Annotated in this window: 26 protein-coding genes; 7 read left to right on the top strand and 19 right to left on the bottom strand. The window is 68.0% G+C overall.

Going from position 1 to position 24,308, the window contains the following annotated elements; translation table 11 throughout:
* Positions 1–11: 11 nt before the first annotated feature.
* The 6 genes from IM776_RS09750 to IM776_RS09775 all read right to left on the bottom strand — a co-directional run bounded on the left by IM776_RS09750 (position 12) and on the right by IM776_RS09775 (position 4,400).
* On the bottom strand, positions 12–542 hold the full coding sequence (locus tag IM776_RS09750; protein ID WP_194419871.1) for a hypothetical protein: 531 nt from the start codon (positions 540–542) through the stop codon (positions 12–14).
* Positions 539–1,801 carry a DUF58 domain-containing protein gene (locus IM776_RS09755; protein ID WP_194419872.1) on the bottom strand — a complete coding sequence of 421 codons (1,263 nt, stop codon included), beginning with the start codon at positions 1,799–1,801 and terminating at the stop codon, positions 539–541. The genes IM776_RS09750 and IM776_RS09755 overlap by 4 nt, the downstream gene beginning before the upstream one ends.
* Positions 1,798–2,763, bottom strand: coding sequence for an AAA family ATPase (locus IM776_RS09760; protein ID WP_194419873.1), 966 nt, complete (start codon positions 2,761–2,763; stop codon positions 1,798–1,800). The genes IM776_RS09755 and IM776_RS09760 overlap by 4 nt, the downstream gene beginning before the upstream one ends.
* Positions 2,760–3,230, bottom strand: coding sequence for a hypothetical protein (locus IM776_RS09765; protein WP_194419874.1), 471 nt, complete (start codon positions 3,228–3,230; stop codon positions 2,760–2,762). The genes IM776_RS09760 and IM776_RS09765 overlap by 4 nt, the downstream gene beginning before the upstream one ends.
* Positions 3,227–3,916, bottom strand: a complete 690-nt coding sequence (locus tag IM776_RS09770; RefSeq protein WP_194419875.1) for a DUF4129 domain-containing protein — start codon at positions 3,914–3,916, stop codon at positions 3,227–3,229. Before IM776_RS09770 ends, IM776_RS09765 begins: the two co-directional genes overlap by 4 nt.
* Positions 3,917–3,980: 64 nt before the next feature.
* The gene (locus IM776_RS09775; protein WP_194422591.1) at positions 3,981–4,400 is read right to left on the bottom strand and encodes a MarR family winged helix-turn-helix transcriptional regulator; all 420 of its coding nucleotides are present in this window, start codon (positions 4,398–4,400) and stop codon (positions 3,981–3,983) included.
* 62 nt (positions 4,401–4,462) lie between these two features.
* Here IM776_RS09775 and IM776_RS09780 point away from each other — a divergent pair, with 62 nt between their 5' ends.
* Complete coding sequence (locus IM776_RS09780; protein ID WP_194419876.1) at positions 4,463–4,705, top strand: hypothetical protein; 243 nt, start codon at positions 4,463–4,465, stop codon at positions 4,703–4,705.
* A gap of 20 nt (positions 4,706–4,725) precedes the next feature.
* Here IM776_RS09780 and IM776_RS09785 read toward each other — a convergent pair whose 3' ends face one another.
* The 4 genes from IM776_RS09785 to coaE are packed head-to-tail and all read right to left on the bottom strand — an operon-like array spanning position 4,726 to position 9,033.
* On the bottom strand, positions 4,726–5,052 hold the full coding sequence (locus IM776_RS09785) for a TfoX/Sxy family protein (protein ID WP_228479704.1): 327 nt from the start codon (positions 5,050–5,052) through the stop codon (positions 4,726–4,728).
* Between the two features lie 32 nt (positions 5,053–5,084).
* A complete protein-coding gene (gene uvrB / locus IM776_RS09790) occupies positions 5,085–7,160 on the bottom strand; it encodes an excinuclease ABC subunit UvrB (protein ID WP_194419877.1) in 2,076 nt (691 codons plus the stop codon).
* 50 nt (positions 7,161–7,210) lie between these two features.
* Positions 7,211–8,437 carry an MFS transporter gene (locus IM776_RS09795; RefSeq protein WP_194419878.1) on the bottom strand — a complete coding sequence of 409 codons (1,227 nt, stop codon included), beginning with the start codon at positions 8,435–8,437 and terminating at the stop codon, positions 7,211–7,213.
* Positions 8,434–9,033: a dephospho-CoA kinase gene (coaE, locus tag IM776_RS09800; protein ID WP_194419879.1), complete on the bottom strand. Its 600-nt coding sequence runs from the start codon at positions 9,031–9,033 to the stop codon at positions 8,434–8,436. The genes IM776_RS09795 and coaE overlap by 4 nt, the downstream gene beginning before the upstream one ends.
* A gap of 116 nt (positions 9,034–9,149) precedes the next feature.
* Here coaE and IM776_RS09805 point away from each other — a divergent pair, with 116 nt between their 5' ends.
* From IM776_RS09805 to IM776_RS09820, 4 genes are all read left to right on the top strand, one after another.
* Entirely contained in the window at positions 9,150–9,695 is a 546-nt protein-coding gene (locus IM776_RS09805) for a hypothetical protein (RefSeq protein ID WP_194419880.1), read from the top strand.
* A gap of 36 nt (positions 9,696–9,731) precedes the next feature.
* A complete protein-coding gene (locus tag IM776_RS09810; RefSeq protein WP_194419881.1) occupies positions 9,732–10,250 on the top strand; it encodes a signal peptidase I in 519 nt (172 codons plus the stop codon).
* Entirely contained in the window at positions 10,247–10,768 is a 522-nt protein-coding gene (locus IM776_RS09815) for a SipW-dependent-type signal peptide-containing protein (RefSeq protein ID WP_194419882.1), read from the top strand. Before IM776_RS09810 ends, IM776_RS09815 begins: the two co-directional genes overlap by 4 nt.
* Positions 10,769–10,909: 141 nt before the next feature.
* A complete protein-coding gene (locus IM776_RS09820; protein WP_194419883.1) occupies positions 10,910–11,644 on the top strand; it encodes a response regulator transcription factor in 735 nt (244 codons plus the stop codon).
* A 3-nt stretch (positions 11,645–11,647) separates the two neighbouring features.
* On the opposite strand, the gene IM776_RS09825 is transcribed toward IM776_RS09820, so the two are convergent.
* From IM776_RS09825 to rpsA, 9 genes are all read right to left on the bottom strand, one after another.
* Entirely contained in the window at positions 11,648–12,808 is a 1,161-nt protein-coding gene (locus IM776_RS09825; RefSeq protein WP_194419884.1) for a hypothetical protein, read from the bottom strand.
* A complete protein-coding gene (locus IM776_RS09830; RefSeq protein ID WP_194419885.1) occupies positions 12,808–14,448 on the bottom strand; it encodes a sensor histidine kinase in 1,641 nt (546 codons plus the stop codon). The genes IM776_RS09825 and IM776_RS09830 overlap by 1 nt, the downstream gene beginning before the upstream one ends.
* A 42-nt stretch (positions 14,449–14,490) precedes the next feature.
* Positions 14,491–15,072, bottom strand: coding sequence for a CoA-binding protein (locus IM776_RS09835; protein WP_194419886.1), 582 nt, complete (start codon positions 15,070–15,072; stop codon positions 14,491–14,493).
* Positions 15,069–16,373: an O-acetylhomoserine aminocarboxypropyltransferase/cysteine synthase family protein gene (locus tag IM776_RS09840; RefSeq protein WP_194419887.1), complete on the bottom strand. Its 1,305-nt coding sequence runs from the start codon at positions 16,371–16,373 to the stop codon at positions 15,069–15,071. The genes IM776_RS09835 and IM776_RS09840 overlap by 4 nt, the downstream gene beginning before the upstream one ends.
* A gap of 28 nt (positions 16,374–16,401) precedes the next feature.
* The gene (gene acs, locus IM776_RS09845; RefSeq protein ID WP_194419888.1) at positions 16,402–18,396 is read right to left on the bottom strand and encodes an acetate--CoA ligase; all 1,995 of its coding nucleotides are present in this window, start codon (positions 18,394–18,396) and stop codon (positions 16,402–16,404) included.
* A complete protein-coding gene (locus IM776_RS09850; RefSeq protein ID WP_422730908.1) occupies positions 18,387–19,253 on the bottom strand; it encodes an ABC transporter permease in 867 nt (288 codons plus the stop codon). The genes acs and IM776_RS09850 overlap by 10 nt, the downstream gene beginning before the upstream one ends.
* Positions 19,250–20,281 (bottom strand): aliphatic sulfonate ABC transporter substrate-binding protein, encoded by a 1,032-nt coding sequence (locus IM776_RS09855; protein ID WP_194419889.1) that lies wholly within the window; start codon positions 20,279–20,281, stop codon positions 19,250–19,252. The genes IM776_RS09850 and IM776_RS09855 overlap by 4 nt, the downstream gene beginning before the upstream one ends.
* Positions 20,278–21,126: an ABC transporter ATP-binding protein gene (locus tag IM776_RS09860; protein WP_194419890.1), complete on the bottom strand. Its 849-nt coding sequence runs from the start codon at positions 21,124–21,126 to the stop codon at positions 20,278–20,280. Before IM776_RS09860 ends, IM776_RS09855 begins: the two co-directional genes overlap by 4 nt.
* Positions 21,127–21,262: 136 nt before the next feature.
* Positions 21,263–22,726, bottom strand: coding sequence for a 30S ribosomal protein S1 (gene rpsA, locus IM776_RS09865; RefSeq protein WP_194419891.1), 1,464 nt, complete (start codon positions 22,724–22,726; stop codon positions 21,263–21,265).
* 210 nt (positions 22,727–22,936) lie between these two features.
* Here rpsA and IM776_RS09870 point away from each other — a divergent pair, with 210 nt between their 5' ends.
* Both IM776_RS09870 and IM776_RS09875 read left to right on the top strand, forming a co-directional pair.
* Complete coding sequence (locus IM776_RS09870) at positions 22,937–23,476, top strand: hypothetical protein (RefSeq protein WP_194419892.1); 540 nt, start codon at positions 22,937–22,939, stop codon at positions 23,474–23,476.
* Complete coding sequence (locus tag IM776_RS09875; protein WP_194419893.1) at positions 23,470–24,282, top strand: hypothetical protein; 813 nt, start codon at positions 23,470–23,472, stop codon at positions 24,280–24,282. The genes IM776_RS09870 and IM776_RS09875 overlap by 7 nt, the downstream gene beginning before the upstream one ends.
* The last annotated feature ends 26 nt before the right edge of the window (positions 24,283–24,308 follow it).

Below are 24,308 nucleotides of genomic sequence, written 5' to 3' on the forward strand. Positions count from 1 at the left end.
CGTGCGAACGTTCAGGGTCTTCTCGACCGCCCGGCCAGCCGCAGCAGGAACAGACACGCGAAGCCGGCGACGGCCGCTGCGCCGACGATCGCCGCCCCATGCACGGCGACACCGTCTGACTCCCGCACGAGCATCATGATGAGCGTGATCGGCTGCGCGATCAGCTGCACCCCCAGCAGGCGGCGGATCGTCGGCCCGAGAGCGCGGACGAGCACACGTCCCCGCCACGGCACGACCGGCAGCAGCGAGGAGAGCACCTGCATGAGATGCACGAGCAGCACGGCGGCGGATGCCGACCAGATGGTCGGCGTGCCCAGCAGCATTCCGACGGCGAGGCAGGCGATGGACAGCCACCCGCCCAGCGTCTGCGGGAACAGCGTCCCCAGCAGTGCTGTGCCGACGACGGCGAGCTGCCAGCCGAGGATGGGGACGAGCATCAGGGCGGCGAGGGCGGCGGTCGTCGGCAGCAGGGCGTGCAGCAGCGGACCGGGAATCGCCGGGCCCGTCCGGATGCGGTCGTTGTGCCGACGGCTGTCGCTCATCGCCTCGCCCTCGCCGTCGCGCTGATGGCGGCCGCGGGCTCTTCGCGCCACGCCACGACGTCGATGTCGGCGGCGCGAAGGTCGTGCAGCACGTCCTCCCGCTCGGCGAGCACCGTTCGCAGAGCGAGCTGCTGCTCGCGGCTGAGGCGACCCGAGTCGAGCGAGGGCAGCACGTCGATGGCGACGACACGGTGGCCGGATGCCCGCCACGTCAGCGCGATGTCGGATGCCGCGCCGTCGAAGAACGTCGACAGGACGAAGATCACCGACCCGTGCGGCACGGGCGGTGTCCGCCGGAACCGGGCGTCCTCGCCGGCTTGGCCGGTCGCAGCGATGGCCGCCTCCACCCGCGCCAGATGACGGGACCCCGCACCGCTGCGCACCGAACGACCGCCGTGGGTCAGCACGTGCAGCGCGACACGATCGCCGGCATCGATCGCGGAGACCGCGATCGATCGCGCCGCCTGACGCGAAACGTCGAGGGAGGTCAGTCCGCTGCGCTCCAGGTCGCCGCTCCCCCAGCCTGCGACGACGGTTCCCAGGTCGTCGGCCGTGTCCATCGCGATCACCATGGTGGCATCGCTGAGCGTGTTCGTCCGGCGCACCATCAGGTCGCCCGGGCGGCGTGCCATGCGCGCGGTCGCGCGCCAGTCGACGCGGCGCAGCTCGTCGCCGGGCACGAACTGATGGATGTCGCGGAAGTCGCCGCCCTGGCCCAGCCGCCGCCCCTCGTGAGCGCCGTGCATCCCGGTGAGCCGCGGGGACAGCGGCAACACCGGAAGTCCGATCGCGTCGGGTGCGACGTTCCGGACCGACTGCACGATGGGCGTCGGCTTCTCGAGGAGGAGTGCGTCGGACCAGACGCCGCGAGCGGATGCCTTCACCGCCGTCACCGGTCCGGAGTGCAGCGGCCGACTGCTGGCGACGACGACAGAGCCGTCGGTCGGCACGACCACCCGGCGGGTGCGCCGCTCGGACTGCACGAGAACGAGCTGCGCGAGATCGGCGGCGCCCGTGACACGAACTTCCGTGCGCAGCACGCCGTCTCCCCTCTCCGCGGCCGGGGTGAGCGCGACCTCGGCGGGGGGAGCATCCGTTCTTCGAAGGAGCGCCGCGACGCTGACGATCGCGAGCGGGAGTCCCATCGCCACGACGTCGGGGCGCGAGAACACCAGGCCGGCTCCGGCGAGCGCGACCGCTCCGGCGAACCCGAGCACGAGCCCTGGTCCCCAGCGGCGACGCCCGGCGTCGGTCGTCACGCCGGCGCACCCACCGTCGGAGGTACCGGCACCTGGCCGACGACGTTCCGGATGATCTGCTCGGCGCTGACGCCCTGGGCCCATGCCTGCGGCGTCAGGGTCAGCCGATGAGCGAGAACGGGCACCGCGATCCGCTTGATGTCGTCCGGACGCACGAACTCGCGACCGTCGAGAGCGGCGAGTGCGCGTCCGAGCAGCAGGAGTCCGAGCGAGCCGCGGGGCGAGGCGCCGACCGCGACGTTCTGGGCGTGCCTGGTCGCGCGGGTCAGATCGACGCAGTAGCGCGCGATGTCGGGATGCACGTGGATGGCCTCCACGGCCTTCTGCACCTCGAGCAGGTGCGCGGCGTCGATCACCGGCGCGACGTGAGTCGCCTCCTGCTGACGCGCGACGCGATTGAGCAGGATCTGCGCTTCGCCGTCTGCCTCCGGGTAGCCGACCGAGAGTCGCACCATGAACCGGTCGAGCTGCGCCTCCGGCAGGGCGTAGGTGCCCTCGTACTCGATGGGGTTCGACGTCGCGATGACGTGGAACGGCGCGGGCAGCGCGAAGCTGTTCCCCTCGACGGTGACCTGGCGCTCCGCCATCGCCTCGAGCATCGCGGACTGGGTCTTCGGCGTGGTGCGGTTGATCTCGTCGGCGAGCAGCAGTCCGGTGAAGATCGGGCCGGGTCGGAAGACGAACTCACCGGTGTCGGGTGCATAGACGTATGATCCGGTGACGTCACCTGGGAGCATGTCGGGCGTGCACTGCAGACGTCGGAAGTCGAGCCCGAGAGCGGATGCCAGGCTTCTCGCCGCGAGCGTCTTGCCGAGTCCCGGCACATCCTCGAACAGCACGTGCCCGCCAGCAAGGATCGTCGCCAGTGCGATCTCGACGGGATCGTCCATGCCGACCACGACAGTGCGCACGGCGGCGAGGATCCGCGCCCCCGTCTCGGCGATCGAGATGTCCTGCGTCATTGGTTCTCCTTGCTCGGTGACAGCCTGTGAATGGCTTCCAGTGCCTGCTCGATGTCCTGGCGCTTCGTTCCCGGTGCGGTCATGCGCGCCCACAGGTCCGCGCCCAGCAGCGCGTCGATCTGCGGCCTGTCGGCCGGCGTATCGGTGTCGAGCCCCGCGCGCAGCAGCCGATGACGCAGGATGGCACGCACCCGCCGAGTGATCAGCTCACCGGCTTCACCGGTGCGCGGATTCAGTGACCATGCCATCCGGGCGATCGCGGTGCCGCGGCGCTCCGGGCCCGCCGGGATGTCGGGGGCGTCGCCTCGCGGATCGTCGGGGATGACGAGCTGAGCGCACAGCACGAAAACGCCGGCGAGCACTCCCCACGCGATCGCGAAGGTCGGCTCGACACCGACGGCGAAGACGAGGAGCAGTCCGACGACTGTCGCGACGACGAATGTCGCGATGATCCGGGCGCGCGTCATCGCCAGCCCTCCTCGATGGTCTTCAGCGCGGCTCGCGCCGCTGCCCTGTCGACCTCGTCCGCGACGTGACCGCCGAAGCGCACGCGCTCGTACAGTCGCAGAAGTTCGGTCGCCGCCTGCGTGATGCCGGCGCGCCTGGTGATGATGCGCAGTGCGAACTCCGCCGGCGTCTCGCTGCGACCGCGGGTCAGCCCGGCGTCGGCCGCGCTCTCCTCGAGCCCCACCCAGGCGGCGATGATGGCCTCGGTCGGTGTCGCCCGCTCTTCGATGGAGCGCAGCGCACCGTCGATTCCGCGTCGGATCGCGGGAGCCGCGGCATCGGGCTCCTGAAGCCCCTCCCCCGACATCTCGAAGGCCACGCCGCCGTCGTCACGGCGCTGCAGCGGACGCTCACGCCACGCGCGCATCAGCGCCCGGACCACGAGAATCGCGATCAGGGTGGCGGCGACAAGTGCGAAGATCAGGAAGATCACGCCGATGATCGCTTCGACGAGATCCGATCCCGGTTCCGGCAGCGGTGCCGGAGATCCCGAGGGCGATGCCGTCGGCTCGGGAACTTCGAACGGTTCGCCGTCCACCTGCGCCAGGTCGGGCGGCCTGATCGTCGGGGTACCTTGAACGGATGCCGCGAGCATGACGATCGCGAACAATCCGAGCAGTCCTGCCGTGTAGGCGAGGCGCTTCACTCGTCGCCCCGAATCGAGTTCGGGACAGGCGACGGCATGCCCTCAGCCTATGTGGGGCGAGGGATCAGGCGGGCACGCGACCGGCGAATGGGGATAACCCGTCGCGCAGCGTCGTTATCTGCTCGACGTCCATGTGCACCGCGGCCATCACCTGTCGCGGCACGTCGACCGCGCGCTCGCGCAGCCGGGTGCCGGCATCCGTGAGCCGGATGTCGAGCCGGCGCTCATCCTCACTGCTGCGCTCGCGGGCGATGAGCCCCTCCTTCTCAAGACGCTTCACGAGAGGCGATGCCGTCGCGGGATCGAGTGCGAGATCGGCAGCGAGATCGTTCAGCGACCGCGGCGACCGCTCCCAGAGGGCGAGCATGACGAGGTACTGCGGATGTGTGAGCCCGAGCGGCTCGAGGATGGGCCGGTAGATCGCCACGACGTTGCGCGCTGCGGTCACCAGCGCGAAGCACAGCTGGTTCTCGAGCTTGAGCATGTCGTCGGATTCGGTCACAGTCTGATTCTACATATGCACTAACTGTTAGTACACTAAGGATCATGGAGAACAATTCGGATCGAGTGCCGCTTCGCGTCCGCATCCGCGAAGCCGGCGGGCTGTACCGGTGGTTCAACTCGAACCTCATCAAGCTCGCGGGCCCGGCAGCCGTGGGCCCGTACGAGTCGACTCCTCCCCCGACCGCAGCGCAGCGCGCCGAGCGGGCCTGCCCGCTGTGCGGCCACCCGATGAACGAGCACCAGATCGATCGCAGCGGCCCGAAGCCGCTCATGCACTGCCCCTGAACCGACGCACCTGTGCGCTGCTACCCGGCGGCGCTGTCCCTGGCCGAGTCGATCCAGAACATCAGCGCATCGTCGCTCACGATCGCCGTCGGCGCCACATCCAGCCAACTGGGCCCCATCGACTTCGCGCCCATCACCGCGATCGAGACTCCGGGTTCGGTCAGCAGCGCGGTGCCCTTCTCTTCTGTGACGCGCACGAGGAGCACGCCCTCTTTACGCGTACCCACGAGGATTCGCCCGTCGAGCAGGAAGGCGCGAGTGCCGAACATCCGCTTCTCCTCCAGCCCGGGTTCGGCCATCAGCAGCGCACGCACGCGATCGGCGAGCTCGGTTGCGGCATCATCCATGGTCGTCATCCTCGCAGGCCGACGCGGCGCGCTCAGGCGTGGCCGGCGCGCTCCATCGCCCGCAGCTCCTTCTTGAGGTCCTGCACCTCGTCTCGGAGCCGCCCGGCGAGTTCGAACTTCAGCTCCGCAGCGGCAGCGAGCATCTGTGCGGACAGGTCTTCGATGGTCGACTCGAGCTGCTGTGCCCCCTCGGCGGCGATACCCTCGCGACGCAGCTGCGGCGTCGGGCTCTTGCCCTTTCCGGACTTCGTCTTGCCCTTGCCGCGCAGCATCTCCTGTGTGTCGGATGCCTCACGAGCGAGCACATCGGTGATGTCGGCGATCCGCTTGCGCAGCGGCTGCGGGTCGATGCCCTTCTCGAGGTTGTAGGCGACCTGCTTCTCGCGGCGGCGGTCGGTCTCCTCGATCGCCTTCGCCATCGAGTCGGTCATGTTGTCGGCGTACATGTGCACCTGGCCGGACACGTTTCGCGCCGCACGGCCGATCGTCTGGATGAGGGAGGTGCCTGACCGAAGGAACCCCTCCTTGTCGGCATCCAGGATCGCGACCAGCGACACCTCGGGGAGGTCAAGACCTTCTCGCAGAAGGTTGATCCCGACGAGCACGTCGTAGATGCCGGAGCGCAACTCGCTGAGCAGCTCGACGCGGCGCAGGGTGTCGACGTCGGAGTGCAGGTAACGCACCCGGACGCCGTGCTCGCCGAGGAAGTCGGTGAGCTCCTCGGCCATCTTCTTCGTCAGCGTCGTGACGAGCACGCGCTCGTCGCGTTCGACCCGCACGCGGATCTGCTCGAGGAGATCGTCGATCTGCCCCTTGGAAGGCTTGACGATGATCTCGGGGTCGACCAGACCTGTCGGACGGATGATCTGCTCGACCACGCCGTCGGCGATGCCCATCTCGTACTTTCCGGGCGTCGCGGACAGATACACCGTCTGACCGATCCGGTTCTTGAACTCGTCGAATCGCAGCGGGCGGTTGTCCATCGCGCTCGGCAGACGGAATCCGTGGTCGACGAGAGTGCGCTTGCGCGACGCATCGCCCTCGTACATCGCACCGATCTGCGGCACCGTGACGTGCGACTCGTCGATCACGAGCAGGAAGTCGTCGGGGAAGAAGTCGAGCAGCGTGTGCGGCGGCTCACCGGCCTGACGACCGTCGAGGTGACGCGAGTAGTTCTCGATGCCGGAGCAGAACCCGAGCTGCTGCAGCATCTCGAGGTCGAACGTCGTGCGCATGCGCAGGCGCTGCGCCTCGAGCAGCTTGCCCTGGCGCTCGAACTCCGCGAGTCGCTCCGCGAGCTCGGCTTCGATCGTGCCGATCGCGCGCTGGATGACATCGGTGCCGGCCACGTAGTGCGAGGCGGGGAAGATCGGGACGGCATCCAGCTTCTCGATGACGTCACCCGTGAGCGGATGCAGCGAATAGAGCCCCTCGATCTCATCGCCGAACAGCTCGATGCGGATCGCGTGCTCCTCGTAGACCGGGATGATCTCGATCGTGTCGCCCCGCACCCGGAAGTTGCCGCGCGAGAAATCGACGTCGTTGCGGTTGTACTGCATCGAGATGAACTGACGGATCAGCGCGTCGCGGTCGTACCGCTCGCCCACCTGCAATGCCACCATGGCCCGCAGATACTCCTCCGGAGCGCCGAGGCCGTAGATGCACGATACCGTCGAGACCACCACCACGTCGCGCCGGCTGAGCAGCGAGTTGGTCGTGGAGTGACGCAGCCGCTCGACCTCGGCGTTGATGGACGAGTCCTTCTCGATGAAGGTGTCCGTCTGCGGCACGTACGCCTCAGGCTGGTAGTAGTCGTAGTAGGAGACGAAGTACTCGACCGCGTTGTTCGGCATGAGCTCGCGGAACTCGTTCGCCAGCTGCGCCGCCAGGGTCTTGTTGTGCGCCATGACGAGCGTCGGGCGCTGCACCTGCTCGATCAGCCAGGCGGTGGTGGCGGACTTTCCGGTGCCGGTCGCGCCCAGCAGCACGACGTCGGTCTCGCCGGCGTTGATGCGCGCCGCGAGTTCGGCGATCGCCTGCGGCTGGTCGCCGGCAGGCATGTACTCGCTGACCACCTCGAACGGACGGACGCTGCGCGTGGTTTGCATGATTCCAGCGTAAGCGCCACCACCGACACTCGGGTCTGAGCCCGTGCCGGTCAGCGAGATGCCGCGCGACGAGTGTCGGGGCGCAACGCCGCCATCGCGATGACGGCGGCGAGCGCCCCCATCACGATCACCGCCACGATGAACCAGTTCCAGCCGACGCCGCCGAACACGATGCCGAGCACCCAGCCGAACAGGCTCGATCCGGCGTAGTAGGCGAAGTAGTACAGCGACGGCGCCTGCGCTCGACTGCCGGGATCGGCGATGACCGGCGCCCAGCTCGACGCGATCGCGTGCGCCCCGAAGAAGCCGCCGGTGAAGATCACCAGCCCGATGAGAAGGACGACCGGATGCGGGACGAGCATGAGCGCGACGCCGAGGCCGAACACGCCGATCGCGCTCAATAGGATGCGGCGACGACCGTATCGGGATGCCAGCGCTCCCGCCCACGGTGAAGAGACCGTCCCGGCGAGATAGGCGAGGAACAGCAGCGTCACCAGCCACATCGGCAGCAGGAACGGCGGGGCGATCAGGTGGAATCCGAGGTAGTTGTACACCGCGACGAATGCGCCCATCAGCAGGAATCCCTGTGCGTAAAGCGCCAGCAGCTGCGGCGAGCGCAGCCCCCCGGCCAGGCGTGCGAGCTTGCCCGGTCCGGCATCCGCTCGGTGACGGCCGGCCACGAAGCGTCGCGCGCGGGGCGACAGCCAGAGGAACATCGTCGCGGCGATCGCGCACAGCACGGTGGCGCTCCACACGCCGATCCGCCAGTCGAAGGCCTCCCCCAGCGGCCCGGCGATCAGGCGTCCGGACAGGCCGCCGACCGTCGTTCCGGCGGTGTAGCTGCCCGCGGCCCTCGCGACGTGCCGGACGTGGACCTCCTCGCTGAGGTACGCGAGCGCGACCGCCGGGACGGCGCCGAGCGCGACCCCTTCTGCGGCACGGAGCGCCAGCAGCATCTCGATGCCGGTGCTCAACGGCGCCGCCAGCCCGAAAGCGGTCGCGGCGAGGATGCCGATCGCCATCGCGGGGATCCGGCCGATCCGGTCCGCCACCATCGACCAGGGGATGACGGCTGCTGCGATGCCGAGGGTGGCGGCTGACACGGTCAGCGCGGCGGTGGAGGGCGCGACGCCGAGGTCGTCGCTGACCTGCGGCAGAACGGCCTGCAGCGAGTACAGCTGAGCGAACGTGGCGACGCCGGCGCAGAACAGCCCGGCGATCAGACGCCGATACGAGCGCGAACCGGGGACGTGACCGGCGAAGTCCGGCGCGGTCACTCGCCCGTGAGCTGCTTCCAGACGGCATCCGTCTGCTCGAGCGTGTGCGCCATCGTGCCGGACGTGTCGATCACCGCGTCCGCGATCTGCAGGCGCTTCTCGTCGGGAACCTGCGCGTCGATGCGCGCCTGCGCTGCCTCGGGTTCCATGCCGCGCAGCTCGATGAGCCTCCTCAGCCGCTCTTCGGCGGGCGCATGCGCGACCACGATCGTGTCCCACGGATCATCCACTCGCGCTTCCACGAGCAGCGGCACGTCGTACACGACGACCGAATCGGGATCCGCGGCGAAGGCCGCTTCGAACCGGCGCGCCGACTCGGCTCGGACGGCGGGGTGCACGATCGCGTTCAGCCGCTTCAGCGCCGCGTCGTCGCCGAACACCCTGGCACCGAGCGCGGCGCGATCCAGCGCGCCCGACGTCTCGATGACGTCGTCCCCGAATGCGGCGGCGATCTCCTGCAGCACCGGCGATCCCGGAGCCTGCACATCGCGCACGATCTGATCCGCGTCGACGATGATCGCGCCGTGCTCGCGGAGGCGACGCGCGATCGTGGACTTCCCGGAGGCGATGCCGCCGGTCAGGGCGATGAGTGGCATGCGCACCAGTCTTCCATGAGCGAACACCTGTACCGCGACCAGAACCTCAGGGAAACCTTGCATTCGACTGAGGCGTGCTTGGGGGCGCGCTGAGGTCGCATTCCTACTCTCGAGACATGACAACGAACACCACCGAGAACATGCCCACGCAGAAGCGCCGCAAGCGCCACCCGCTCGTCGCCTTCGGCCTCGCCGCTCTCGCCGTCGGAGGAGTCGGCGCAGCGTTCACGAGCGCTGCCTGGACCGACAACACCTTCTTCGCCGCTCCCGCAGCCGCAGCGACGTTCGACCTGCAGGGGTCTTTGGACGGAAAGACCTGGACGCAGTCGGGTAACACCGACGCGATCGAACTCGTCATCCCGGCCAGCCAGTTCGCGAACCTCCTTCCCGGCCAGACCCGCACGATCGACCTCTGGGTGCGCAACGAGAGCTCCGTCAGCGCCGCGCTCACGTCTCAGGTCGCATTCGCATCGAACAGCACCTTCACGACGAAGCCGACCCCGACCCTCTCCGGACTGGTCGCCACCCTCACCCCGACCGGCGCTGCCGGCGCTCAGGACCAGTTCCAGCTCACCGTGACCACGCCGGCCGACTGGGCTCCCGTCAACCAGGGCAAGTCCGGGAACGTCGTCGTCACGGTCTCAGCGACCGCGACCTCCTGACCGCTTCCGCAATAACGACGACAAGAGACAACGATCATGCAGATTCTGCGCCGCCTCTCCCTCACCGCGCTCTGGGCTCTCGCCGCTGTCGGTCTGGCGTGCGGCTTGGTCTGGGCTGCGACGGCCGCCGGCTTCATCAAACCGCTGATCGTGATCTCCGGCTCGATGGAACCCGGCATCATGACCGGAGATCTCATCGTCGACACACGGGTCTCGGTCGATGACCTCGTCGTCGGCGATGTCGTGAGCCTGCCCAGCGAACTGACCGGCGACCTCGTCACGCATCGCATCTCGGCGATCGTCCCCGACGGGACCGGTGCATACACGGTGACCATGAAGGGTGACAACAACGCGTACACGGACGCGCTGGACTACTCGGTGTCGGGCGAAGTCTGGCAGCCGACGCTCCAGTTGCCGGGTTGGGGCGCGGCTGTCATGCGCATGACCACTCCCGCCGTCGCGGCGCCATTGTTCGCCGGGCTCCTCGGACTGCTCGGTCTCGCGATGCTGGTCTCCCCCGGCGAGCGTCCTTCGCGGAAGCCGGCACTGGCATGAGAAGCGGGCGCTTCGCGGCGCTCGCTCTCGCTCTCGCGATCGTCTGCACCGCAGGGATCGTCCCCAGCGGACGAGGCCTGATCGAGAGCACCTCGGCGGCGTGGACGGACAGAACCAGCGCCTCGGCCACAGTGACCGCTGGAACCTGGTCGACTGCATCCACCAACACCTGCACGGCCTACGGATACGACGGCAAGGCGCTGACCGGCTGCAAGGTGAGCGGAATCACGTACAGCGGTTGGGGAGATCCCGGCAAGCAGACCCGGAATTACTACATCAACTTCCAAACCCCTGCGGGCACGCGATCAGTGAGCTTCGACGTCGACGTGACCACTGCCACCGGGAGTGGCGGCTCGTGGACGTGGAAGAACGCGAAGGTCCTTGCCGGCGCCCAATTCACAGCACGCGGCGGTTGGACCTGCGCCCAGCTGCCTCGCGTGATCGGCACGGGTGCGGATTGGCAGATCCCGTCGATCTATTTCCAGGTCGCAGAATCCGGCGCGTCGACGACATGCTGAGACGATCGGCTTGCCGTGCCGGGTGAGGATTTCAAGCGCATCTTCTGCGATATCATCGCGGAAGCTCCGCTCGCCACGACCCGGCATGCGTCGTCCGTTGGCGCTGAGGGCAGAGGGGCGGAAAGTGAGGGGCCGCCGCACATGAACATCGCCGTCGTCATCGAGGACGAGCCCGATATTCGTCTGCTTCTCACGGACATCCTCGAGCAGGCCGGATTCACGGTGCATGCTGTCGGCACTGGCATCGAGGGCGTCGAGCTGGTGCGCACACACGACCCGGTCATCACGACGCTCGACATCAGCATGCCGGGAATGGATGGTTTCGAGACCGCCAAGCGCATCCGCGCGTTCAGCTCCACGTACCTGCTCATGCTCACCGCGCGCTCCGAGGAGATCGACGCACTCCAAGGGCTGCAGTCGGGCGCCGACGACTACATCACGAAGCCGTTCCGTCCGCGAGAGGTGCGTGCCAGGGTCGAGGCGATGCTTCGCCGTCCGCGCACGAGGCAGCCGGACGCCCCCGCGCCCGCCGCATCCTCGGAGACGAAGGCCGAGGACCATGTGGAGCACCGTGGCCTGCACATGGAACCGGAGACGCGCATAACGGAGGTGGACGGCGAGGTCGTCGATCTCACGCGCAGCGAGTTCGACATTCTGCTGGAGCTGCTTCAATCAGCAGGTCGGGTCGTCAGCAAGACCCAGCTGGCCCTGGTCGTGCGCGGCGAGCGCGGCATGACCAGCGACTTCATCAGCGAGCATGACCGGCGCGCCATCGAGGTGCACGTGGCCAACCTGAGACGCAAGCTCGGCGAGTCGCCCTCCGAACCGCGATGGATCGAGACCGTCCGGGGAATCGGTTACCGCCGCACCGCCTGAGCGTCACCGCGCCACGACGACGCTCGTGTCGTCGCTGATCGCTGCCTCCGCTGCGGCCGTTCGAGCTGCGTCGATGAGCGATCTCGCATCCTTTCGAGTGCCGTCGCTCAGTGCGACTCCGACGCCGAGCACGGGGATCACACTTGCCTCCACGCCGCTGAGGCCATCGTAGATCGCGCGGTGCAGAGTGGCCCCGAGCCGCCTGGCATCCGCCTCGGACTCCACGACCGCGCTCAACGCGAGTCCTCCGGCCCCGTCGTCGCCGATCCAGGTCTGGGTCGGCGCATGAAGTCGCACGGCGTCGTGCCACGCCGTACGCAGATTCTCGGCCTCGCTGGCTCCGAACGCGGTGGTCACCAGAGCGAGGTCGTCGATTCTTGTCGAGATCACTGCCACGGTCTCGTCTCTGGAGTCGGCGCGTTCCACAGCGTCTGCGAGGAATCGTTCGAACCAGATCGGCTCGAGGACTCCCGTGAAGGCGATGCCGTGCGCGGCCAGTCGGCGACGGCCGCGAAGCCCTGCGCGTTCTGCCCGCAGGACGGAGGCGGTGACGACGAAGACGATCGTGAGGACGATCGTGAGGACGCTGGTCGGGATCGTGCCCCACCAGACGGTGAACGTCTCGCTCTCGGGGCCGGCGGTCAGCAGCACAAGCAGCCGCACAAGGTAGTACAAGGACTGGACACCGAAGACGACCGCGAGTGCGATAGAGGTACGGATGCCGGTGAACGAGCCGCGGAGGGTCTCCCACGCCGCTGCCCCGGGCAGCACCGCCAGTCCGATGAACATCACCTCGGCCCCTGCCCATCCGCCGCCGTCCGGGCCGCGGACGACCACGGCCGCGGCTGCGGCGAACGTGAAGACGATGACAGCGGTCTCAGCCCAGCCGACGGCGCGGTTACTGAAGCGCCGACAACCGAGCCACATGAATCCCGAGCTGGCCACGAACGCGGCGTTGCCCACCGCCACCGCGCCCCAGGTCTGCGGCGCGAACGACCAGACGGCGTAGGAAACGGAGGCGAGGATCCCGGCCAGTAGTGCGATCGACCAGATCCGGCCGACGGCATCCTCCTCCCGGAGCGTGGTCTCGACGATGAAGAGGATGCCTGCCGTGATGACGACGATCGCCGTCATCACGGAAACCGTCGCGATATCGAGTTCCATCAGCTTCGTCTCCCCTTCTCGAACAACGGCAGGCGGATGAGGAAGGTCGACCCGATGCCGATCTCGGACTGCACCGTGATCTCTCCGCCATGAGCCCTGACGATATCCCTGCTGATCGACAACCCGAGACCGCTGCCGTGTGTCGTGGTCTTGCGAACGGCGTCCGCACGGAAGAACCGTTCGAACAGCCGCGGGAGCTCTTCGGCGGAGATGCCGGTGCCGTAATCGCGCACGACGATCCAGGCGTGGTCGACGTCGGCAGTCACACCGACCTCGACGCGCCCTCCGTCGACGTTGTACTTCACGGCATTCCCGATGACGTTGTCGATCACCTGGCGGATGCGAAGGGCGTCGATGAACGCAGTGACCTCCTCGATCCCGGCGTCGTCGAGGGTGATCTGGCGCTCCGCAGCTCGCGGGGTGAGTGCTTCGATGCTCGCGTGGACGATCTCGTCGACGCTCGCCTGCTCCGGGCGGACCGACAGGCTCACACCACCGTGGTGGTCCGCCGATACGGCGAGCAGGTCCGCGATGATGTCCAGCAGTCTTGCGGCGTTGCGTTCAGCGACCTCCAGGCCACGGCGGGAGCCGGCCGACAGATCATCACCGTCGAGGACGAGTTCGAGGTAGCCCAAGATCGCGGTCAGCGGTGTGCGCAACTCGTGCGACACGGAGGCCACCAGGTCCTCGCGGGCACGCAGCGCCATGACCTCGTCCGTCACGTCGCGAGAGACGACGATTCCCCCGACACGCTCTCCTGTTGTGCCTTCGAGCGCTCGGGAGGTCACGCTGAGCGCGCGACGTCCCCGCCCGGGTCTGCCGTACCAGACCAGTTCGCCGTCGAAGGTCTCGCCCCTGCGGGCACGGGCGAGCGGCGTCGCCTCGATGCCCAGCTCGGTCAGACCGTCCTCGGCGAACGCGGCCTGCTCACTGATTCCGGAGGCCAGCATGCGCTGCATCCGGGCATGCGCCTCATTGCGGACGGATTCCTCTCCGCCCACACCGAGTCGGATGACGCCGAAGTCGACGGCGTCGAGCACCTCGGTGACCATGTCCTCCTGGCGGCGCGCGCGCTCGACTGCGCGGGCGAGCAGCCGGGCCTGGGCATCGAGCAGGGAGCGTTGGGCGGTGGCGCGCCTCGCCGCGAGGTATGACGTGGTCGACACCGCGATGATCATCATCGGGATGAGGATCACCACGGGGGCGAACGACTGCTCAGGGTCCAGAGCAACGGTCAGCCAGTAGGCGCCGTTGGCCAGGACGTTGACGACGATGAGCCCCGGCAGACCGAAGGTCCCGGCGATCCACATCGCCGGGTAGATCAACAGCAGCGAGTACCCGGCTGACGGGTTCGACTCCCTGAGCAGCGCGATCGCGAGAATGTCACCGATCGGCAGGAGTGCGCTCCACAGCGCATGGATGCGGTTCCACGGCACAGCCAGCGCCACGCCGGTCAGCACGGCGACGAGCAGCAAGCCGCTCAGCAGCATCTCGACGACCTTGATCGCGTCCATCGAGAACGCGACCACGGCGGCCAGTAGGGCTACGACTCCCAGCAGGAGCTGGTTGAGAACGACGGTGCGCTCCCTGGTGCGGTCGGCGCGCATGCTGCGCCACCTGCTGATCGTGCCGTTCGACATGACGAAAGGCTATCGCCTGAGCTGCGGGAATCTCCGAGCGCCTCAGCGGGCGAGCAGCTGCCTCTTGGAACTGATCACACCGGTGTCGAAGCCGGCGAGGTGCAGGCCGCCGTGGAAGCGGGCGTGCTCGATCTTGATGCAGCGATCCATCACGACAGAGAGCCCTGCCTCCTCGGCGATCGCTGCGGCGTCCTCGTTCCAGGAGCCCAGTTGCAGCCACAGCGCCGCGGCTCCCACGTCGACGGCCTCCTGCGCGACACCGGGCAGGTCGTCGTGCTTGCGGAACACGTCCACGATGTCGGGGACCACGGGCAGGTCGGCGAGCGACGCGTAGGCGGGCTGACCGAGGATCTCGGTCTCCCGCGGGTTCACGAAGTACACGTCGTACGGCGAGCTCGACAGCAGGTACGTCGCGACGAAGTAGGAGGCCCGCGCCGGGTTGGTCGACGCGCCGACGATCGCGACGGAGCGCGAGCGGCGCAGCAGCGCGAACCGCTCCTGCTGGCTGGGGCTCGCCCAGGTGCGCGTGGTGCCGGTCGCAGCCGCCGCGCCGGGAAGCTCGCAGGCAATAGCGTCGGTCGCAGCCGCCGGCGGCGTGAACTCGCAGGTGTCATTCGCGCTCATCGTGAAACTCCCGTCGCTGCTGTGAGGGCCTGATCGAGGTCCCAGATGATGTCCTCCGGATCCTCCAGGCCGACCGAGATGCGGATCAGGTCGGCAGGTGCGCCGGCTGCGACGAGCTGCTCGGCGGTCAGCTGACGGTGCGTGGTGGATGCCGGGTGGATGACGAGCGTGCGCGCGTCACCGATGTTCGCGAGGTGCGAGGCGAGCTGCAGGTTCTCGATCAGCGTTTCCCCCGCCGCGCGACCGTCTTCGGCTGCGACGCCGAACGCGAACACCGAGCCGGGGCCGAGCGGCAGATACTTCGCGGCGCGCTCGTGGTGGGCGTGCGACTCGAGCCCCGCCCAGGTGACGTACGAGATGCGCGGATCGGAGTCGAGCCACTCCGCGACGGTGCGCGCGTTCGCGAGGTGCGCGTCGATGCGCTGCGGCAGGGTCTCGATGCCCTGCAGCAGGTTGAACGCGGACTGCGGACTGAGAGCGGGGCCGATGTCGCGCAGCTGCTCGGAGCGGAGCTTCGTGAGGAACCCGTACTCGCCGAAGTTGTCCCACCACTTGATGCCGCCGTACGAAGCGACCGGCTCGGTCATCTCGGGGAACTTGCCGTTGCCCCAGTCGAACGTGCCCTTCTCGATCACGATGCCGCCGAGGGTCGTGCCGTGGCCGCCGAGGAACTTCGTGACCGAGTGGATCACGATGTCGGCGCCGTGCTCGAGCGGACGGGCGAGATACGGGGTGGCGAGCGTCGCATCGACCACGAGCGGAACGCCCGCCGCGTGCGCGACCTCGGCGAGGCCCTCGATGTCGGCGATCTCGCCGGACGGGTTGCCGATCATCTCGACGTAGACGACCTTGGTCGAAGGTCTGATCGCCGCCGCGTAGTCGGCCGGATCGGTGGAGGCCACGAAGGTCGTCTCGACGCCGAAACGGCGCAGCGTCACATCCAACTGGGTGACCGTGCCGCCGTAGAGCTGTGCGGATGCGACGACATGGTCGCCGGCGCCGACGAGCGCGGCGAACGTGATGAACTCGGCACTCATGCCGGATGCCGTCGCCACGGCCCCGATGCCGCCCTCGAGGGATGCCAGGCGCTCCTCGAGAGCCGCGACAGTGGGGTTGCCGATGCGCGAGTAGATGTTGCCGTACTTCTGCAGGGCGAAGAGGTTTCCGGCATCCTTCGCGTCGTCGAAGACGAACGAGGTGGTCTGGTAGATCGGCACGGCGCGCGCGCCCGTGGCGGCGTCCGGTGTTCCGCCGGCGTGGAGCGCGCGGGTACGGAACCCGAAGCGGTGTTCTTCCGTCATGACTTCCTTCGGTGAGCTGTTCTCGAGATCAGAACGCCGCAAGCGCGGCAGCGATGCTTTCCACTGCTTCCGGGTTCTGCAGCGACGTGGTGTCCCCCAGCGGCTGCGGCTCGCGGCCGGCGCGGTGGTCCTGTTCAGCCTCCCACAGTTGCGCGAGCAGCCTGCGCATGATCTTGCCCGACCGGGTCTTGGGAAGGTCGGGCACGACGACGACGTGCCGCGGCTTCGCGACGGGTCCGATCTCGCGAGCCACGCGGTCGCGCAGCGCGGATGCCGCGACCTCTCCGATTCCGGACGGCATCACGAACGCCACGACCGCCTGGCCTGTCAATGGGTCCGAGACTCCGGCCGTTCCGGCTTCCCCCACGGTCGAATCGGCCACGAGCGCGGACTCGATCTCGATGGTCGACAGGCGGTGGCCGGAGACGTTGACGACGTCATCCAGGCGTCCGAGGATCCAGATGTACCCGTCGGCGTCCCTGGTCGCTCCGTCACCGGCGACGTAGTAGCCGCCGTACTCGCCGTGCCCGGCGTATGCCGACCAGTACGAATTCCGGTACCGCTGCGGGTCGCCCCACACGGTCCGCGCCATTCCCGGCCACGGCCGGCGAACGACGAGCGTGCCGGAGCGCCCTGCCGCGACCTCATCGCCCTGGTCGTCCACCACGACGACGTCGATGCCGGGCAGCGCCACCGACGCCGATCCGGGCTTGAGCGCCGTGACGCCGGGCAGCGGCACGATCATCGCCGCGCCCGTCTCGGACTGCCACCAGGTATCGATGACGGGCAGCTCGTCCCGTCCGAACGTGCGTCGGAACCAGACCCAGGCCTCGGGGTTGATCGCCTCCCCGACGGTGCCGAGCAGGCGGATACTGGACAGGTCGCGCCCTTCCGGCAGCTCGTCGCCGAACCAGGTCATGAAAGTGCGGATCAGGGTGGGCGCGGTGTAGTACACCGTGACGCCGTAGCGCTCGATGATCTCGAGGTGCCGCTCGCGGTGCGGGCTGTCGGGCGTGCCCTCGTAGATGATCTGCGTCAGGCCGTTCGACAGCGGTCCGTAGATCTCGTAGGTGTGCGCGGTGACCCAGGCGAGGTCGGCGGTGCACCAGTGCACGTCGTCGGGCTTGGCGTCGAAGTGCGCCCAGTGCGCCCAGCTCGCGTGCGCGAGATAGCCGCCGGAGGTGTGCACGAGCCCCTTCGGCTTCCCGGTGGTGCCGGACGTGTAGATGATGAAGAGCGGATGCTCCGCCCCGAACGGCTGCGCCTCATGTGCCTCGGCCGCGGTGTCGACCACGTCGTGCCACCACAGGTCGCGTCCCTCGGTCCACGCCACGTCCTGACCGGTGCGGCGGACGACCAGCACGTGCTCCAGGTCGGGCAGATCGGCGGCGGCGATGTCAGCAGCGGACTTGACCTCGACTGCGGTACCGCGCCGGAACTGTCCATCGCTGGTGACCAGCAGCTTGGCACCGGTGTCTGCAAGACGGAACCGCACGGCCTCGGCGGAGAACCCGCCGAAGACCAGGGAGTGCACGGCACCGATGCGGGCACAGGCCAGTGCGATGACGACGGTCTCGATGAGCACCGGTAGGTAGACCACGACCCGGTCGCCCGGCACGATACCCAGCGCGGTCAGCGCATTGGCGGCCTGCGACACGCGTCGCTGCAGGTCTGCGTAGGTCACGGCGATGCGGTCGCCGGGCTCGCCTTCGAAGTGCAGCGCGACCTTGTCGCCGCGGCCGACCTCGACGTGCCGGTCGACGCAGTTGTAGGCGACATTCAGGGTGCCGCCGGTGAACCACCGTGCGGACGGGATCGCACCGCCGGTGGGCGGCTCCCACTCCAGCGCCGTGTGCCACGGCGTCGCCCAGTCCAGTCGTCGCGCGGCATCCTCCCAGAAGGCGATCGGGTCGGCATCCGCCCGATCGTAGATCTCCTCCGTGACGTTCGCCTGCGCGTGGAACTCCGGTGACGGCGGGTAGATCCGATCCTCGACCAGCCGCGCTTCGTCGATCAAGTCCATCGCTTGAGCAGTCGCCGTTCGATGAAGCCGAGGATCGCGTTCGTGATGGTGCCCAGCAGTGCGAGCAGCACGATCGCGAGCAGGATGCGGTCGACACGGCCGTTGTTCTGCGAGTCGTCGAGCAGGAAGCCCAGGCCCATGGAAGAGGCGATGAGCTCGGCTGCGACGAGGAACAGCCACGACTGCGCGAGCGCCAGCCGCAGACCCGACATGACCGACGGGATGACGGCGGGGAGCTGCACCGTGCGGAACAGCGACCAGCCGCGCAGGCTGAACGAGCGCCCGGCCTCGACGAGGTGCGGGTCGACATGCCGAAGCGCGTCGGCCACCGTGGTGTACACCGGGAAGAAAGCGCCGATCGCGATCAGCGTGACCTTGGACTCCTCGCCGATCTGCATCCACAGGATCAGCAGCGGCACCCAGGCGAGCGAGGGCACTGCGCGGAGAGCCGCGAGCGTCGGGCTCAGCAGCACGTCGCCGAGCTTCGACAGGCCCACGATCGCCGCGATCGCGAGACCGACGACCGAGCCGATGGCGAAGCCGAGCAGCACGCGCTGCACCGAGATCGCGATGTGGGTCCAGAGCTGTCCGCGCTCGGCGAGTTCGACACCGGCGGTGAAGACGGATCCCGGGGTGGGAAGTCGGTACGTGGGAACGAGGCCCGAGGTCGTGGCGATCTGCCAGACGACGAGGATGACGGCGGGGACCAGGAGTCCGCCGATGATGCGGACTCCTGTGCGGCTCCACAAACCCCGTGTCACAGCATCCGTGGTCCGACCGCCGCCGGCGGCGAACTCACGCGCCTGCCGCGAGTCGGCGGGCACGGTCACGCGCTGATCCGGGATCGACTCGCTCACTCTCCTGCGACCGCCTTCTCGGCGAAGTCGGGGAAGATGATCTCGGCCAGGGCCTTGTCGACGGCATCCTGACCGCCCTGCACGTCGCCGGAGTCGACGATCACGGGGGCGATCTTCTCGAGAACGTCGAGCTGGGCGTCGCCGGGGATGCCGCTGACGTCGAGGTTCGAGCGCTCCTCGATGACCGTGGTGGCCACGTCGATGTCGATGCCCGCTGCGTCGGCGAGCAGCTGCGCGGTCTCCTCGGGGTTCTCGAGCGCCCACACGCGTGCCTGCTCGTACGCGTCGACGACCGCCTGTGCGAGGTCGGCGTGCTCGGTGATGAACTCCTCTGTGGCGTTGAGGAATCCGTAGGTGTTGAAGTCGACGTTGCGGTAGATCAGCTGGTCGCCGGTCTCGACCTCGGCTGCGGCCATGATCGGGTCCAGGCCCGCCCACGCGTCGACGGATCCGCCGTCGAGCGCTGCGCGGCCGTCGGCGTGCTGCAGGTTCTGCACCTCGATGTCCTCGACGCTGAGGCCGGCGGACTCGAGCGCCTGGAGGAGGAAGAAGTACGGGTCGGTGCCCTTGGTCGCGGCGACCGAGGTGCCGGCGAGGTCCTCGACGGAGGTGATGTCGCTGTCGGGTCCGACGACGATGGCCGCCCACTCCGGCTGCGAGTAGATGTCGATGACCTTGATCGGCGAGCCGTTCGCGCGGGCCAGGAGCGCTGCCGATCCGGCCGTGGAGCCGACGTCGACCGAGCCGGAGCGCAGCAGCTCGTTGGCCTTGTTGGAGCCGGCGGACTGGACCCACTCGACCGTGACGTCGTCACCGAGGATGTCGTCGAGGATGCCCTGGTCCTTGATCACGAGGCTGAGCGGGTTGTAAGTCGCCCAGTCGACGGTCACGGTGCTCGCGGACCATTCGCCGGATGCGTCGGCGGGTGCGGCGCCGGCGTTCTCGCCCGCGACGCAGCCGGATGCCATGAGCATCATCGCACCGGCGATCGCGGTCGCAGGGACGATTCGGCGGGTGATGAGGCTCATCGGGTCTCCAAGGTGGTGCTGTGATGGGTGTCGACGCCGAGTCCTTCGAGGAGTTCGGCGCGCAGGTCCGCGATGCCGCGATCGGCACGGTCTCGCGGTCGGATGCCGGGAACGCTGATGGTGCGCGCGATCGAGGTGGCATCCGGGTCGGGGTCGGCGGTCAGCGAGCGCAGCAGCAGCACGCGGTCCGCGAGGTAGAGGGCCTCCTCGACGTCATGCGTCACGAGGAGGATGGTGGTGGGCTCGGCGGCGTGGATGTCGAGCAGCAGGTCCTGCATCCTCAGCCGCGTCAGCGCGTCGAGAGCGCCGAAGGGCTCGTCGAGCAGCAGCACGCTGGGGTTGCGGGCGAGGGCACGGGCGAGCGAAGCGCGCTGTGCCATGCCGCCGGAGACCTCGCGGGGGCGCTGGTTCGCGGCGTGCTCGAGGCCGACGAGGCTGAGCAGTTCGCTGACGCGATTCTTGCGGTCGCGTCCGCGGAGGCGGCGTGGCAGACCGAGCTCGACGTTCTGCGCGAGCGTGCGCCACGGAAGCAGCCGGGGCTCCTGGAACGCGACGGCGGTGCGCTCGTCGGTGTCGGTGACGCCGGATCCGTCGATCGCGATCACGCCGCCGGTCGGGGTGTCGAGTCCGGCGATGAGACGGAGGAGGGTCGACTTACCGCATCCGGACGGTCCGACGACGGCGACGATCTCGCCGGCGCCGAGGTCGATGTCGAGCCCCCGAAGCACCTGACGACGACCCTCCGCTACCGGGAAGTGGCGCTCCACGCTCTCCAGGGTCACGGCTGTCGCGGCGCCGGAGGGCGCGACGGTCTCTGCGCGCGACGAGAGGAGTGCGGAGGTCATGACTCCATCGTCGCGGAGCAGCGCCACTGTGACGAGTCGGACCGTAATGTTCCGTCACAACTCGGGATTCTCGTGTATAGGCGCACGAGAAACGGGCCGCCACCCCTGAGGGTGACGGCCCGTTTCAGAGAGTTGCTTACGCGTTGCCGCCCGAGAGCTTCTCGCGCAGAGCCGCGAGAGCCTCGTCATCGGCGAGCGTTCCGGCGCCGGCGGCGTCGCTCGTGAACGACTGACCAGCGGCAGCGCCGAAGTCGTCGCCAGCAGCGGCCTCGGCCTCGGCCGCCTTGGCAACCGCAGCCTTGTGGGCCTCCCAGCGAGCCTGGGCCGCAGCGTACTCCTGCTCCCATGCCTCGCGCTGAGCGTCGAAGCCTTCCTTCCATGCACCGGTCTCGGGGTCGAAGCCCTCCGGGTACTTGTACTCGCCGTTGTCGTCGTACTCGGCGAGCATGCCGTACAGCGCCGGGTCGAACTCGGTGCCGTTGGGGTCGACCGACTCGTTGGCCTGCTTGAGCGACAGCGAGATGCGGCGACGCTCGAGGTCGATGTCGATGACCTTGACGAAGACCTCTTCGCCGACGGAGACGACCTGCTCAGCCAGCTCGACGTGCTTGCTGGAGAGCTCGGAGATGTGCACGAGGCCCTCGATGCCGTCTGCGACGCGGACGAACGCACCGAACGGAACGAGCTTGGTGACCTTGCCCGCAGCGATCTGGCCGATCGCGTGGGTGCGGGCGAAGACCTGCCACGGGTCCTCCTGCGTCGCCTTGAGCGACAGGGAGACGCGCTCGCGGTCGAGGTCGACCTCGAGGATCTCGACGGTGACCTCCTGGCCGACCTCGACGACCTCGGAGGCGTGCTCGATGTGCTTCCAGGACAGCTCGGAGACGTGCACGAGGCCGTCCACGCCGCCCAGGTCGACGAACGCACCGAAGTTGACGATCGACGAGACCTGGCCCTTGCGGACCTGGCCCTTGTGCAGGTTGTTGAGGAACGTCGTGCGCGACTCGGACTGCGTCTGCTCGAGCAGAGCGCGGCGGCTGAGGACGACGTTGTTGCGGTTCTTGTCCAGCTCGAGGATCTTCGCCTCGATCTCCTGGCCCAGGTACGGAGTCAGGTCACGGACGCGACGCAGCTCGATGAGCGATGCCGGCAGGAAGCCACGGAGGCCGATGTCGACGATGAGTCCACCCTTGACGACCTCGATGACCGTACCGGTGACGACGCCGTCGTCTTCCTTGATCTTCTCGACGTCGCCCCAGGCGCGCTCGTACTGCGCGCGCTTCTTGGAGAGGATCAGACGGCCTTCCTTGTCCTCCTTCTGGAGAACGAGAGCCTCGACCTCATCGCCGACCTTGACGACCTCGTTCGGGTCGACGTCGTGCTTGATTGAGAGTTCGCGGGAGGGGATGACACCCTCGGTCTTGTATCCGACGTCGAGCAGAACCTCATCGCGGTCGATCTTGACGATCGTGCCTTCGATGATGTCGCCGTCGTTGAAGAACTTCAGAGTCTTCTCGACCGCGGCCAGGAAGTCCTCAGCAGATCCGATGTCGTTGATGGCGACCTGCTTGGTGGCCGGGGCGGTCGTTGCGGTAGTCATGTAGTGGGTTGTCCTTGTTGGGTGGATACTCGGGCCCGCCCGGTTTCACGCACGCGTGATCTCACCGGAAGAGCGAATGGATTTGGTTGGATGACACTCAGGCATGCGTGTGCACGCCACGAGTGACACTTCAGAATACCAGAGAACGCGGCATAACGATTCTGTGGATAAGTCGGACGGGATTCCATGGGTTCGCGTTAGCGTGAGCGGGTGACCCTCCTCCGATCGAAGACGAGCCGGTTCCGGATGCTGGCGCTGCTGGCTATGGCCGGAGCGACGCTGAGCGCCTGCAGCCCGACACCGGAGCCCAGCCCCACGCCGACCGCCGCCTTCGCCAGCGAGGAGGAAGCCTTCGCCGCAGCGGAAGAGACCTATCGGGCGTACAACGACGCGGTGAACCGGCAACGAGACGGGGATGAATCCGTTGATCCTCTTGATTACCTGACGGGTGAGATGCTCGACTCGGAGATCGCTTCTATACGCGAACTCGAGGCATCCGGCATAACGCTCGAAGGCGACACAAAGATCATGAGCTTCACGGGGACAGAAGCCCAAACAGATCACGATGTCGCCGCAGTTGACGCACTGGTCTGCCTCGACATCACAAACGCGCGAGCAATCGATGCTACAGGAGTCGACGTCACCGCCGTAGGTCGCAGCGATGTCTACGGGATCTCTGTCACTTTCACTGGTAACCCTGATCACCTACTCATTAGCGAGTATGAAGTGGTTGCTGATACGCAGTGCTGACCGCACTTCTTCTCAGCGCGCTCCTGCTCGTTCCCGCTTCGGGCGGTACCGGAACGGGCTGCAGTGATTCTGTACTCGTCACCGGCGGGTGCGGCGTCGACAACAACGGCACCGAGATCGTCATCGACGGCTCGCACGACACCGAGCAGAATCCCGGCACCTCCCCCGTCAACGATTGGCAGCCGCCGCTCGACGACGCGTGGACTCCTCCGACACCGGAAGAAGAGCTCGACGAGTGCCTGCGCGAGTGGGACTCCTACATTCGCTGCTACGAGGCGTCCAAGGAGACCGAAGGCGAAGAAGCAGAAGAAGAGCCCGCCATCCCCGCGATCACGATCACCGATCTCGCACGGTTCGCCCCCGCCGGTTCCACCGTGACCGGCGAGCCGGACAATGTCGGCGTCGCGGGTCTGCCGACGAACTTCGTGACGACGGCATCCGTCCAGACCGTCACGGGCGACCTCTTCGGCTTCCCCGTCTCAGTGCGCTTCACGCCCTCCGCGTACGACTTCTCATTCGGCGACGGTGCGACGACGACCACGACTTCGGGCGGCACAACGTGGGCGGATCTCGACCAGGCGCAATTCACGCCGACCGAGACGAGCCACACCTATCGCGACCGCGGCAGCTACATCGCCCGGGTCGACGTCCGGTACACGGCCGAGGTCGACTTCGGAATCGGCTGGTTCCCCGTCAGTGGCGAGGTCACCTCGACGGGCGCGGAACAGGAGGTGCGCATCTTCGAGGCGCACACCGCGCTTGTCGCCCACACCTGCGCGCAGGCGCCCAGCTCCCCCGGCTGCTGACGTCCACTGGCCGCTCCGGCCGTGTC

Origin of the sequence: Microbacterium abyssi (genome assembly GCF_015277895.1) — a bacterium.
GTDB classification, from domain to species: domain Bacteria; phylum Actinomycetota; class Actinomycetes; order Actinomycetales; family Microbacteriaceae; genus Microbacterium; species Microbacterium abyssi.

Coding starts and splice junctions, on each gene's coding strand:
- IM776_RS09750 (WP_194419871.1), bottom strand. CDS start 542: ATGAGCGACAGCCGTCGGCACAACGACCGCATCCGGACGGGCCCGGCG.
- IM776_RS09760 (WP_194419873.1), bottom strand. CDS start 2,763: ATGACGCAGGACATCTCGATCGCCGAGACGGGGGCGCGGATCCTCGCC.
- IM776_RS09765 (WP_194419874.1), bottom strand. CDS start 3,230: ATGACGCGCGCCCGGATCATCGCGACATTCGTCGTCGCGACAGTCGTC.
- IM776_RS09775 (WP_194422591.1), bottom strand. CDS start 4,400: ATGCTCAAGCTCGAGAACCAGCTGTGCTTCGCGCTGGTGACCGCAGCG.
- IM776_RS09780 (WP_194419876.1), top strand. CDS start 4,463: ATGGAGAACAATTCGGATCGAGTGCCGCTTCGCGTCCGCATCCGCGAA.
- IM776_RS09785 (WP_228479704.1), bottom strand. CDS start 5,052: ATGGATGATGCCGCAACCGAGCTCGCCGATCGCGTGCGTGCGCTGCTG.
- uvrB (WP_194419877.1), bottom strand. CDS start 7,160: ATGCAAACCACGCGCAGCGTCCGTCCGTTCGAGGTGGTCAGCGAGTAC.
- coaE (WP_194419879.1), bottom strand. CDS start 9,033: ATGCCACTCATCGCCCTGACCGGCGGCATCGCCTCCGGGAAGTCCACG.
- IM776_RS09805 (WP_194419880.1), top strand. CDS start 9,150: ATGACAACGAACACCACCGAGAACATGCCCACGCAGAAGCGCCGCAAG.
- IM776_RS09810 (WP_194419881.1), top strand. CDS start 9,732: ATGCAGATTCTGCGCCGCCTCTCCCTCACCGCGCTCTGGGCTCTCGCC.
- IM776_RS09815 (WP_194419882.1), top strand. CDS start 10,247: ATGAGAAGCGGGCGCTTCGCGGCGCTCGCTCTCGCTCTCGCGATCGTC.
- IM776_RS09820 (WP_194419883.1), top strand. CDS start 10,910: ATGAACATCGCCGTCGTCATCGAGGACGAGCCCGATATTCGTCTGCTT.
- IM776_RS09825 (WP_194419884.1), bottom strand. CDS start 12,808: ATGGAACTCGATATCGCGACGGTTTCCGTGATGACGGCGATCGTCGTC.
- IM776_RS09830 (WP_194419885.1), bottom strand. CDS start 14,448: ATGTCGAACGGCACGATCAGCAGGTGGCGCAGCATGCGCGCCGACCGC.
- IM776_RS09835 (WP_194419886.1), bottom strand. CDS start 15,072: ATGAGCGCGAATGACACCTGCGAGTTCACGCCGCCGGCGGCTGCGACC.
- IM776_RS09840 (WP_194419887.1), bottom strand. CDS start 16,373: ATGACGGAAGAACACCGCTTCGGGTTCCGTACCCGCGCGCTCCACGCC.
- acs (WP_194419888.1), bottom strand. CDS start 18,396: ATGGACTTGATCGACGAAGCGCGGCTGGTCGAGGATCGGATCTACCCG.
- IM776_RS09855 (WP_194419889.1), bottom strand. CDS start 20,281: ATGAGCCTCATCACCCGCCGAATCGTCCCTGCGACCGCGATCGCCGGT.
- IM776_RS09860 (WP_194419890.1), bottom strand. CDS start 21,126: ATGACCTCCGCACTCCTCTCGTCGCGCGCAGAGACCGTCGCGCCCTCC.
- rpsA (WP_194419891.1), bottom strand. CDS start 22,726: ATGACTACCGCAACGACCGCCCCGGCCACCAAGCAGGTCGCCATCAAC.